This window comes from Pseudomonas syringae, assembly GCF_002157375.1.
GTDB classification, from domain to species: Bacteria; Pseudomonadota; Gammaproteobacteria; order Pseudomonadales; family Pseudomonadaceae; genus Aquipseudomonas; species Aquipseudomonas syringae_T.
In genome coordinates this window covers 392916-404404 of record NZ_MTSA01000004.1, presented here as the reverse complement: position 1 = coordinate 404404, position 11489 = coordinate 392916, and the positions used below count along the sequence as shown (strand labels likewise).

The 11489-nt window shown below is 61.1% G+C and carries 9 protein-coding genes and 1 pseudogene; 6 read left to right on the top strand and 4 right to left on the bottom strand.

What is annotated here, in order from left to right:
• The coding region (locus tag BW686_RS27075) for a hypothetical protein (RefSeq protein ID WP_373270988.1) at positions 1 to 106 on the bottom strand (106 nt) is incomplete at its 3' end.
• Between the two features lie 336 nt (positions 107 to 442).
• Between BW686_RS27075 and BW686_RS27420 the strand changes: the two are divergent.
• Positions 443 to 648: pseudogene (locus BW686_RS27420) on the top strand (hypothetical protein); the annotation flags it as partial.
• 6 nt (positions 649 to 654) lie between these two features.
• Here the strand turns inward: BW686_RS27420 and BW686_RS07115 are convergent.
• Positions 655 to 1695: an AraC family transcriptional regulator gene (locus BW686_RS07115; RefSeq protein WP_084915632.1), complete on the bottom strand. Its 1041-nt coding sequence runs from the start codon at positions 1693 to 1695 to the stop codon at positions 655 to 657.
• A gap of 2 nt (positions 1696 to 1697) precedes the next feature.
• The gene (locus tag BW686_RS07110) at positions 1698 to 2828 is read right to left on the bottom strand and encodes a carbon-nitrogen hydrolase family protein (RefSeq protein WP_084915631.1); all 1131 of its coding nucleotides are present in this window, start codon (positions 2826 to 2828) and stop codon (positions 1698 to 1700) included.
• 206 nt (positions 2829 to 3034) lie between these two features.
• On the opposite strand from BW686_RS07110, the gene BW686_RS07105 reads away from it, so the two are divergent.
• From BW686_RS07105 to BW686_RS07085, 5 genes are all read left to right on the top strand, one after another.
• A complete protein-coding gene (locus BW686_RS07105) occupies positions 3035 to 5074 on the top strand; it encodes an NADPH-dependent 2,4-dienoyl-CoA reductase (protein WP_084915630.1) in 2040 nt (679 codons plus the stop codon).
• A gap of 27 nt (positions 5075 to 5101) precedes the next feature.
• Complete coding sequence (locus BW686_RS07100; RefSeq protein WP_084915629.1) at positions 5102 to 6046, top strand: 1-aminocyclopropane-1-carboxylate deaminase/D-cysteine desulfhydrase; 945 nt, start codon at positions 5102 to 5104, stop codon at positions 6044 to 6046.
• 147 nt (positions 6047 to 6193) lie between these two features.
• On the top strand, positions 6194 to 7531 hold the full coding sequence (locus BW686_RS07095; protein ID WP_084915628.1) for an MFS transporter: 1338 nt from the start codon (positions 6194 to 6196) through the stop codon (positions 7529 to 7531).
• A 163-nt stretch (positions 7532 to 7694) separates the two neighbouring features.
• Positions 7695 to 8903 (top strand): MFS transporter, encoded by a 1209-nt coding sequence (locus BW686_RS07090; RefSeq protein ID WP_084915627.1) that lies wholly within the window; start codon positions 7695 to 7697, stop codon positions 8901 to 8903.
• Positions 8903 to 10183, top strand: coding sequence for an arsenic transporter (locus tag BW686_RS07085; protein WP_084915626.1), 1281 nt, complete (start codon positions 8903 to 8905; stop codon positions 10181 to 10183). The genes BW686_RS07090 and BW686_RS07085 overlap by 1 nt, the downstream gene beginning before the upstream one ends.
• Here the strand turns inward: BW686_RS07085 and BW686_RS07080 are convergent.
• A complete protein-coding gene (locus BW686_RS07080; RefSeq protein ID WP_084915625.1) occupies positions 10149 to 11132 on the bottom strand; it encodes a DUF1853 family protein in 984 nt (327 codons plus the stop codon). The two genes, BW686_RS07085 and BW686_RS07080, sit on opposite strands and share 35 nt — an antisense overlap.
• Between the last annotated feature and the right edge of the window lie 357 nt (positions 11133 to 11489).

The following is an 11489-nucleotide window of genomic DNA, read 5'->3' as shown; positions in this document are numbered from 1 at the left end:
GCTGACGAGCGCCCTGCAACGGCGTTTCAATGGCAACGTCGTAAACGCGGGAGGTAAGGATCTTGCGAGCGTAGAGGTGGAGCAGATCAGGCTGGCCTTGGCTCATCGCGTCGTCCCTTCGCTTGTGCGCAGACCGACAACAGACGGCAAACCGATCATCTTGTTCAAGCGGGCGAGAGGGGCGATAGAGCGAAGGATAACGAGCATGTCTGACTCCTGGCTGAGCAATGTGGCCCGGGAGACAGAAAAAACCCGCCTCCAGGGCGGGTTTTTTTGCAAACGTCGGCTAACCCGCCATGACTGGAATGACGGTAATAATAATCTGGCCGAGGTCTTGCTTTAGGCGGTTCATGGGCTGGAGGTTAGGGCGGCACAGGCCGGCAAGTCAAGCGCGACAGTCGATAATCGGCTTGTAAACCGGTCTGAATCTGCGGGCCTTCCTTTCGTCTACTGGATGGGCGCCAACATTTTTATTTCACATTGGCACTTTAATGTTGATCCTGCGGTCAGTTATTTCAGCTTGACGATCAAGCACACTCAATCAGCCAAGAGGGCGAAGAAATGGACGAATACCAAGAAGAGCTACTCGAATACCGTGCCTCGGAACTTGACCCGGTAGAGCCTGCCGACGACGCTACCGAGTTATGAAGGGCTTCAAGCGCTTTGGCGCTGGCTGCGGCGGAACTCTCCCGGAGTCTGTCCGTTCCAGCGTTTAAAGGCGCGTTGAAAGGCTTCTGCCGAAGCAAACCCCAGCAGATACGCTATTTCCCCGAACGCCAGTTCAGTGTCGCGAATGTACGTCATCGCCAGGTCACGCCGCGTGTCATTGAGCACAGCTCGAAAGCGCGTGCCTTCCTCGGCCAGTTTACGACGCAGCGTCCAGGTGGGCAGCTTGAGTCTTGCCGCCACTTCCTCCAGATCCGGTTCCCTTCCGCCGCTCAACAACGGTCCGAGCAATTGAATGATGCGCTCACGCAGGCTGCGGGTGCGGGTCTGTTGCTCCAGTTCCCGTTCGCACAACTGCAGCAGATGCCGCCAGGTACTTGGGCAATGGTCCGGGTTGCGTAACGCCAGGCTGACCTGATCCAGGCGCACCTGATTGGTGGCTGCGCCGAACACCACCGGGTGGTCGCTCAGGCTGGCGTACCGGGCGGCGTACTCCGGTGCATCGAATTCGATTTCAACCCGCTGCGCGCGCAGTTCGGTACCGGCCAGTGACGAGAGCTGGGCGATCCAGCCGCCCAGGATGGAATCCACCACGAACCGGTTGTAGGCGTTGTAGGGGCTGATCGAATAAAAACGCATCCAGGCGCCGTCGGCGTCTTCATGAAAGCTCGACTGACCGCGATAGTTGGAGCCGTACAACGGCTCGAAGCGGGTCAGGGTGCGGGCCGCTTCTCGCACCGTCGGGGCCTGCGCGGCGGTGACTCCCGCCAGACCTGCCTGAGCAAAACGACTGAGTTGCCCCATGCGCAGTCCCAAGTCGGGCTGGCCGGTCAACTGGATGGCGGCGTGGCCAAGGCGCATGTAGCGTGGAATCGACAGACGCGCACCGACCTGGCTCAGGCGCGCGGTATCAAGGCCATATTGCTCCAGCAGCGGCGCGGGGTCGTTGTCGAAGCTGTGGACCGCATCCGTGAGGCTCTGGATAAAGCCCACTGACAGGTCGCCGAGGCGCAGGGTCAATGTCGACATCGTCAAAGCCAGAGGTTGATCAGGCGGGCCCCACTCGCGCTGTGTTCAGGCTGGGGTTCGGCGATGGCCTGGCCGTCATGGCTGGCGAAGCTCTGCCCGGCAATGCCCTGATTCCAGAACTGTCCGCGCATGAATACGCTGACCCCGGCCTTTGCAGTGCTTTGCGGAGGACGGCCGGTCAGTGTCAGGCGATGCCACGCTTCGCCTTCGCTCGGGTGGTCGGTGGACATTTCGATGCCCGAATGCTCGGGTTTGCGCCACGGTTCCGACCACTTGTTCTTGCCGATTACAAAGGCCGGCACCGCAATCAACTCGGCGCCGCTCCGGTTGAGGCGGGCGTAATTGTCCGGATACCAACTGTCACTGCCGATCAGCACGGCCAGACGCCCGGCGGGCGTATCGATGACATTCAACGGCGCGTCACCCGCCGGGCGTACATAACGCTTCTGATGACGGTCCGGGTACAACTGACGCTGTGGCTGCCCGAGTGGCTGGCCATCCCTGCCGAAGGTCAGGCTGCTGTTGTACAGGGCGCCGTGGCCGATCTTCAGTTGACCGCCTTCGACACGCGGTTCCGGCAACACGATCGAGCCTGCCACCAGTGTCACGCCGAACTCTCTGGCCAGGCCGCCGAACAGCGCCTGATAGTCGCGAGCCATGTCGTTGGCCTTGGTGCGCAGGTGCGCGTCATCCAGACGGTTTCTGCCTTCGGCACCGAGCATGGCCGTGATGAATTGCAGCGGATTGCTCCAGGCCAGCCATTCCATGGCGTCGTCCACCGTGGCGGCTTGATAGAGCTGGTCCTTCTCGCCGCTGGCGAACAGCCAAGTGCCGATATGTTCCGGCAGCACCACCACCGTTCGGGCGTTGATCAGGCCTAGATCATGAGCCTGCTGCAGGTAGGCCGCGAGCTTGCGATGCAGTCGGTCGCTGTTCTGATAATCGGTAGGAAACAGCTCCGGTTCGATGCCCAGAAGGTTTCCGCGCTCGCCGGGTTCGCCTTCATTGACCGCCAGTCGAATGCGCAGGTCGGACAGGTAATGACCGGCCGGGCGCTGCTCGGTCCAGATCAGGTAGCTGACAAGGCTGGCTGCGCTCAGCAGGATCAGACAGATGGCGAAAAATTTGCGCATAAATAGGCTGTATGGCTGCCATCGGGAAATTGTCGACTAGGGTAGGACGCCGCCGGGCGCTTGCCAAGTGCTGCTGCGCGTTTGGATCAATAACTTGTCACTTTCGGTCATTGAGTGCTGCCGGGTGGCTGTTTACTGTGGCCCCATGAACCAGAGAACCCGCAGAGGTTCTTGTTTTCCCGTGATTGATTCGATGGAGCTTCGCCATGACTGCTGCTCACTACCCGCACCTGCTGGCCCCGCTGGACCTGGGCTTCACGACGTTGCGCAACCGCACCCTGATGGGCTCGATGCACACCGGTCTGGAAGAGCGGCCGGGCGGCTTCGAGCGCATGGCGGCGTATTTTGCCGAGCGGGCACGTGGTGGGGTCGGCCTGATGGTCACGGGCGGGATCGCGCCAAACGAAGAGGGCGGGGTCTACGAGGGAGCGGCCAAACTCACCAACGCCGAAGAGGCAGAACGGCATCGCATGGTCACCCGGGCCGTCCACGAGGCAGGTGGCATGATCTGCCTGCAGATTCTGCATGCCGGTCGCTATGCCTACAGCCGCAATCAGGTCGCACCGAGTGCCATTCAGGCACCGATCAACCCGTTCACACCCCGGGAGCTGGACGAAGAGGGCATTGAAAAGCAGATCAGCGATTTCGTGAACTGTTCGACCCTGGCCCGCAGTGCCGGGTACGACGGTGTCGAAATCATGGGTTCCGAAGGCTATTTCATCAACCAGTTCCTCGCCGCCCACACCAACCATCGAACTGACCGCTGGGGCGGCTGTTACGAGAACCGCATGCGTCTGGCGGTCGAGATCGTGACGCGGGTGCGCGAGGCGGTCGGTGCGGACTTCATCATCATCTTCCGCCTGTCGATGCTCGACCTGGTCGAGGGCGGCAGCACCTGGGAAGAAATCGTCCAGTTGGCCAAAGCAATCGAGCAGGCCGGTGCAACGCTGATCAACACCGGGATTGGCTGGCACGAGGCACGTATTCCGACCATCGCCACCAAGGTGCCGCGTGCGGCATTCAGCAAAGTCACCGCCAAACTGCGGGGTTCGGTGAGCATCCCGCTGATTACCACCAACCGGATCAACACGCCGGAGGTCGCCGAGCGCATTCTCAGCGAAGGTGACGCCGATATGGTGTCGATGGCCCGGCCGTTTCTGGCCGACCCCGAGTTCGTCAATAAAGCAGCTGCGGGCCACGCAGAATTGATCAACACCTGCATCGGTTGTAATCAGGCCTGTCTGGACCACACGTTCGGCGGCAAGCTGACCAGCTGTCTGGTCAACCCGCGGGCCTGCCACGAGACCGAACTCAACTACCTGCCCACCCGGCATGTCAGAAAAATCGCCGTGGTGGGTGCCGGTCCTGCAGGTCTGGCAGCTGCGACGGTGGCCGCCCGGCGTGGGCATGAGGTGACGCTGTTCGATTCGGCCAGCGAAATCGGTGGCCAGTTCAACATCGCCAAGCGCGTGCCGGGGAAGGAGGAGTTTGCCGAAACCCTGCGCTACTTCCGCAACACCCTTCAGGAAACCGGCGTCCACCTGCGCCTTGGCACCCGTGTGAAGGCTGATGACTTGCTGGGCGCAGGTTTTGATGAAGTGATTCTGGCCACCGGCATCGCGCCGCGCACCCCGGCCATTCCCGGCATCGAAAACCCGAAGGTGCTGAGCTACCTCGATGTGATTCTGCAACGCAAACCGGTGGGCCGCAGTGTGGCCGTGATCGGTGCGGGCGGTATCGGTTTCGATGTGTCGGAATTTCTCGTGCATCAAGGCGTGGCGACCAGCCTGGACCGCGACGCGTTCTGGAAAGAGTGGGGCATCGACACGACGTTGCAGGCGCGCGGCGGTGTTGCCGGGATCAAGCCTGATGTTCAGGCACCGGCGCGTCAGGTGTTTTTGTTGCAGCGCAAGCGTTCGAAAGTGGGCGACGGCCTGGGCAAGACCACCGGCTGGATTCACCGCACCGGGCTGAAGAACAAACAGGTGCAGATGCTCAACGGCGTCGAGTACCTGAAAATCGATGATGCCGGGCTGCACATTCGTATCGGCGAAGAGGGCGAAGAAAAACTGTTGCCGGTGGACAACATCGTTATCTGCGCGGGGCAGGACCCGTTGCGCGAGCTGCATGACGATCTGGTGGCTGGCGGGCAGAGCGTGCATTTGATCGGCGGCGCGGATGTGGCCGCCGAACTGGACGCCAAGCGCGCTATCGATCAGGGATCACGGCTGGCGGCTGCGCTCTGATTCAGCGTGTCTGTAGACTACGGCCCCATGATGCTCGACGCCCTCGGCTGGCAACCTGCTGCGCCCCTTGAACCCCTGAACCTGCCCTGGCTGAAAGACGCCGGGGTCGAGGTTGCGATCCTGCGTCTGGACCGCATTGACCCGCTGATCAGCGGTAACAAGTGGTTCAAACTCAGTGAGCACCTGGCTCGAGCCGTCGCGTGCGGGGCAGAAGGTCTGATCAGCCTGGGGGGCGCGCACTCCAATCACCTCCACGCACTGGCGGCAGCAGGCAAGCGTTTCGGCTTCCCGACCGTTGGCCTGTTGCGGGGGCATGCTCAACAGACGCCGACAGTGCTAGATCTGCAAGCTTTCGGTATGCAGCTGCACTGGCTGGGTTACGCCGGTTATCGACAACGGCATGCTGCGGATTTCTGGTCATCGTGGCAGGCGCAGTATCCCGGGTTTTATCCGATTGCCGAAGGCGGTGGTGGCCTTGACGGCGCGTCGGGCTGCCGTCGTTTGCGGGCAATGGTCATTGACCAGCTCGCGCGTCTTGGTTGGGACGACTACCACGGCTGGTGGATCGCAGCCGGGACTGGCACGACCGTGGCCGGTCTGCTGCTGGCCGAGGCAGGTGCTCATCCGGTGTATGGCGCGATGGCAGTGCCCAGCGATCATGGCGTGGAGCAGAACATCGTTGCGGTATTGAACGAGGCCGCAGCATTGTCGGCGATCCCCCTTTCGCACATACCGCCTGACTGTGTGCTGCTGGAGGCCAGCCGCGGCGGTTTCGCCAGAACCGACGCCGCGTTGCTCGACTTCATCGCCAGCAGCGAAGCCCAGAGCGGCGTGCTTCTTGAACCGCTGTATACCGGCAAAGCGTTGCTGACGCTGCATGATGAAGTGCGCACCGGGCGATTCGAACCCGGTACCCGTCTGGTCTTCGTTCACACCGGTGGCCTGCAAGGGCGTCGGGCGATGGGACTGTAGGCCTTGTGGCAGAGCCCTTGGCATGAATTCTGCGGAGATCGACGGTGACAGGTCGGCCCTGACTACGTGGATGACACTTCTGGAGTGAGGCGTGCGGGGCGCGGTCTCGATAATCGATCCATTCCAGATCAAGACGCCGAGGTCAGCATGACAACTACCGCCGCAGAGCACGTCGATTCTGCCACGTTGAAAAAAGTCATCGTTGCCGCGGCCATCGGCAATTTCGTTGAGTGGTTCGATTTTGCTGTCTATGGCTTTCTGGCAACCACCATCGCCCTCCAATTCTTCCCCAGCGGAGACAGCAGCGCCGCGTTGCTGAAAACCTTCGCCGTGTTTGCCGTCGCCTTCGCGTTTCGGCCTTTGGGCGGCATTTTCTTCGGCATGCTGGGGGACCGGATAGGGCGCAAGAAGACCCTCGCCATGACCATTCTGTTGATGGCCGGCGCGACAACACTGATCGGCCTGCTGCCGACGTATGCGGCGATAGGCGTGATGGCACCGGTTCTGCTGACCCTCATTCGCTGTGCGCAGGGTTTTTCTGCCGGTGGCGAATATGCCGGTGCCTGCGCCTACCTCATGGAGCATGCGCCGCGTAACCGGCGCGCCTGGTATGGCAGCTTTGTCCCGGTCTCGACGTTTTCTGCCTTTGCAGCTGCCGCCGTCGTGGCGTATGCACTGGAGTCTTCATTGTCGGCCGAGGCAATGGGCAGTTGGGGGTGGCGCCTGCCGTTTCTGATCGCCGCGCCGCTAGGGCTGGTCGGTCTGTACCTGCGCTGGAAGCTCGATGAAACCCCTGCGTTTCAGGCGGTGACCCAAGAGCATGCCGTGGCGCATTCGCCGCTCAAGGAAACCTTGCGGCACCATGCCGCAGCCATGGGCTGTCTAGGGGCATTCGTGTCGCTGACGGCGCTGTCGTTCTACATGTTCACTACGTACTTCGCGACGTATCTGCAAGTGGCCGGCGGTCTGAGCAGGGCGACGGCGCTGCTGGTATCGCTGATCGCGCTGGCATTTGCTGCCGCGCTGTGTCCGCTGGCCGGGGCGTATTCGGATCGGGTAGGGCGTCGCGTCACAATGGCAACCGCTTGCATTCTGTTGATGCTGGTGGTGTTTCCGTCCTTCCTGATGGCCAGTTCCGGCTCGTTTATCGCCTCGATCATCGGCGTCATGCTGCTCGCCGTCGGTGCCGTTCTGTGTGGGGTAGTGACGGCCGCCCTGCTGTCGGAAACCTTCCCGACCCGCACCCGCTATACCGCCTCGGCGATCACCTACAACATGGCCTACACCCTGTTCGGCGGCACTGCGCCACTGATGGCGACCTGGCTGATCAGCCTTACCGGCAGCAACCTTTCACCGGCGTTCTACCTGATAGCTGTGGCCGCGCTGGCAATGGCAGGCGGTCTGGCCTTGCCGGAGACGTCGAAGATTTCGTTGCATGACGTACCTGTGGCGGGCAAACGTTCAGCAGCAGGTTCATTGGCGTGAGGGGCGTCAGTCATGAAAGCGCTTCTCGATCCGTCAGCAAAAACGCAACAAAAAATGGCACAGTCGCCCTGAAAAATGGCACATTGGCGCGCCCGGGTACGCGTGACACATTTTGTAATCATCCGTCCGGGGAGACCTGAAGACTTTTTTACGGATGAATCTCATGGCGACCAGTGCTCAGCCGGCGACGGCGACGGCCCCGACCACCCCTCAATCCAGTCCGCTGGTGATGCGCATTATCGGCGCTGTTGCATTGGCGCACCTGATCAACGACCTGATCCAGGCCATCCTTCCGTCGATCTACCCGATGCTCAAGGAAAGTTATGACCTGAGCTTTACCCAGATCGGCCTGATTACCCTGACGTTTCAGATCACGGCATCGCTGTTGCAGCCCTGGGTCGGTTACTACACCGACCGCCATCCCAACCCGCTGGTATTGCCTGTCGGCTCCATCTGCACCCTGATCGGCATTGTCATGATGTCGATGGTCGGCAGTTTTCCATTGATTCTGCTGGCGGCTGCGTTGATCGGCATTGGCTCTTCGACTTTTCACCCGGAAGCCTCGCGTATTGCCCGGCTTGCCTCCGGCGGGCGCTTTGGCCTTGCACAATCGACCTTTCAGGTGGGGGGCAACACCGGCACCGCGTTCGGCCCGTTGCTGGCGGCGGCGATCATTATCCCGTTCGGGCAGGGCAACGTGGCCTGGATCGGGCTGTTTGCGCTGTTCTCACTTGGCTTGCTGTACGCAATCAGCCGCTGGTATCGAGCGCACCTCAACCTGTTCAAGCTCAAGGCCGGTCAGACAGCCACCCACGGCCTGTCGAAAAACCGCGTGATTGCCTCGCTGGCGGTGCTGGCGTTTCTGGTGTTCTCCAAGTTTTTCTACATGACCAGCCTGACCAGCTACTTCACGTTCTACCTGATCGAGAAGTTCGACCTGTCAGTCGCCAGTTCCCAGCTGCACTTGTTCCTGTTTCTGGGCGCTGTGGCGGCTGGAACCTTCTTCGGTGGCCCGATCGGCGACCGTATCGGGCGCAAGGCGGTCATCTGGTTTTCGATTCTTGGCGCTGCGCCATTCACCCTGGCGCTGCCTTACGCAGACCTGTTCTGGACCAGTGTGCTCAGCGTGATCATCGGTTTCGTGCTGGCTTCGGCGTTCTCCGCCATCGTGGTTTACGCCCAGGAACTGGTGCCCGGCAATGTCGGCATGATCGCCGGGATCTTCTTCGGCCTGATGTTCGGCTTCGGCGGCATCGGCGCGGCCTTGCTCGGCTACCTGGCTGACAGTCAGGGCATTCTGTTCGTCTACACCCTGTGTTCTTACCTGCCGCTGCTCGGCATCCTCGCCATTCTTCTGCCCCGGACCCGATAATGCTGATCGCAACGCTGATCTTTCTGTTCACCATCACACTGGTTATCTGGCAGCCCAAAGGGCTTGGTGTCGGTTGGAGTGCGGTGCTGGGGGCCGTGCTGGCGTTGTTGACCGGTGTGGTGCAGGTCAGCGATATCGCCGTGGTGTGGGGCATCATCTGGAATGCCACGGCAACGTTCATTTCGCTGATCATCATCACGCTGCTGCTGGATGAGGCTGGCTTCTTCGCCTGGGCTGCGCTGCATGTGGCGCGCTGGGGCAAAGGCAACGGGCGCCGCCTGTTCGCGTTGTTTGTGCTCTTCGGCGCGTTGGTGTCGGCGTTGTTTGCCAATGATGGCGCTGTGCTGATCCTCACGCCTATCGTCATTGCCATGATGCTGGCGCTGCGCTTCTCGGCGGCGTCGACCCTGGCCTTCGTGATGGCGGCCGGCTTCATCGCTGACACGGCGAGTTTGCCGCTGGTGGTGTCGAACCTGGTCAACATTGTGTCGGCTGACTATTTCAAGATCGGCTTCAATCGGTATGCGGCCGTGATGGTGCCGGTCAACCTGGCCAGCGTTGCCGCCACGCTGGCCGTGCTGATGTGGTATTTCCGCCGCGATATTCCCGCCGAATTCGAGCCAGAACACCTCGACAAGCCCGAGACGGTCATTCATGACCGGGCCACGTTCCTGGCCGGCTGGGCCGTGCTGGTGATTTTGCTGGTGGGCTGCTTTGCCCTTGAACCACTGGGCATTCCGATCAGCGCGATTTCGTCGGTGTGCGCTCTGTTGTTGCTGGCCATCGCCGCAAAGGGCCACACCATCAAGACGCGCAAGGTGATGAAAGAAGCGCCGTGGCACATCGTGGTGTTTTCGCTGGGCATGTACCTGGTGGTCTATGGCCTGCGCAATGCCGGGCTGACCGGTTATCTGGCTCAATTGCTGGACTGGTTCGCAGGCTACGGTATCTGGGGCGCGGCGATGGGCACCGGGGTGATGACGGCTTTCCTGTCTTCGATCATGAACAACATGCCAACGGTACTGATCGGGCTGCTGTCCATTGACGCGAGCCACGCCAGCGGTGCCATCCAGGAAGCGATGATCTACGCCAACGTCATCGGCAGCGACCTGGGGCCGAAGATCACGCCGATCGGCAGCCTGGCAACGCTGCTCTGGCTGCACGTGCTGGAGCGCAAGGGGATTACCATCAGTTGGGGTTACTACTTCAAGGTCGGCATTGTGCTGACCGTGCCCGTGCTGCTGATCACGCTGGCGGCGCTGGCACTGCGATTGAGTTGAGTGCATGACTGGTGTCGGCCAGGTTGGGCCACATGTCTGACACCAGAAACAGTCGCTCGGCTTCCTGCCAGTGGCCCTCGCTATCCTGATTCAGGCGGACCAGCAATTGCGCCGGCGCCATCGGGTCGAGCTCGGCCAGCCAGTCCTCAAGTTGTCGATCCGTCCAGGCGTCGGCGTATAACGCGGGCGCCAGCCAGGCATGGCGGGGCAGTGGTTGCCAGCGTCCCGGCTGGCTTTGCGCCAGAAACGCTCGCCAGTCACGCTGATGCAGCCAGAGCCCCCTGAGGTGCTGCGGGTGAACACCTGCTGGGGATTCACATGATCCAGGCCACGGGTACAGCAGATAACCGCCCAGCCACAACTCGGCATTGAATGCCTCGACACCCAGCGCCGCCAGCGTCGCGCGACTCTCGGGGCGTGCGGACATGGGCAACTGGTGCTGGCTCAGGTGCGCCAGCTTTCGACTCAGTCGGTCATGACAGCCGGGCCCTTTCCAGTGTTCCGGGTGGCTGCCGTCTCCGTCCTGTGGCCCCAAGTAAAGCTTGATTGCCAGCTCGACGTGATGCACACCTTCGTGATCACGCAACAACATGTCCAGTTCGCCCAGTGTCTGGCTGCCAAGCCGGATCGGCAAATTGGCGGCAATGATCTCTACCCCCGGTGCGTGCTGCACTGCAAATTGCCAGAGCCGTTCGTAATAACGCCCTAGCCGTCGTGTGGTCGCCTGCGCCAGCCAGTTCTCCAGCGGGCTGCTGTCTCGATCAAGCTGCCAGAGAAAGTCCGCCAGGTGCTGCGGAGACGCTACCCAGTCACTGCCGGTCAGGGGGTGGCGTTGCGGCCACGGCGCCTGATCGAGCATCGGCGGTGCCAGAATCACCCAGGCAAGATCGCGGACTTCGGCGTGTCGCAGCTGGCGGGGGAGATCGATGAGGCTGGGGAATAGGGTCATGTGCCGAGGATAGCGTGAGTCGATGTCGGCAGACAGCCTGTTTCAGCAAACGTGATGAAAGGCGGCGTGTGCGCCGACCTGTGAAGTGTGCCGGTACGCTGTTCGACTCGTCATTGTTCATCAGGGCCGTGTGCCGGTTGAACAATGTCTGATATAAGCGATGTCCGCAGGTTGTCATACAGGTCCCGTATTTTTCCTGCTTGAAATACCCAACGTGTGTGTAAATCATGTTTAATTATCCGGACGTGTCTCACGCGTGATCGGGTTTGATAAATAGTCATGTTCGAACAGTCGACGGTGTGAGTGTATTTATAAACGGTTGTGGCATGGCGAGATGTCGCTCGGGAAACAGGATGC

Bases quoted from the DNA above. Each gene is read 5' to 3' on its own strand.
- BW686_RS07115 (WP_084915632.1), bottom strand. From the start codon at position 1,695: ATGTCGACATTGACCCTGCGCCTCGGCGACCTGTCAGTGGGCTTTATC.
- BW686_RS07100 (WP_084915629.1), top strand. From the start codon at position 5,102: ATGATGCTCGACGCCCTCGGCTGGCAACCTGCTGCGCCCCTTGAACCC.
- BW686_RS07090 (WP_084915627.1), top strand. From the start codon at position 7,695: ATGGCGACCAGTGCTCAGCCGGCGACGGCGACGGCCCCGACCACCCCT.
- BW686_RS07095 (WP_084915628.1), top strand. From the start codon at position 6,194: ATGACAACTACCGCCGCAGAGCACGTCGATTCTGCCACGTTGAAAAAA.
- BW686_RS07105 (WP_084915630.1), top strand. From the start codon at position 3,035: ATGACTGCTGCTCACTACCCGCACCTGCTGGCCCCGCTGGACCTGGGC.
- BW686_RS07085 (WP_084915626.1), top strand. From the start codon at position 8,903: ATGCTGATCGCAACGCTGATCTTTCTGTTCACCATCACACTGGTTATC.
- BW686_RS07080 (WP_084915625.1), bottom strand. From the start codon at position 11,132: ATGACCCTATTCCCCAGCCTCATCGATCTCCCCCGCCAGCTGCGACAC.
- BW686_RS07110 (WP_084915631.1), bottom strand. From the start codon at position 2,828: ATGCGCAAATTTTTCGCCATCTGTCTGATCCTGCTGAGCGCAGCCAGC.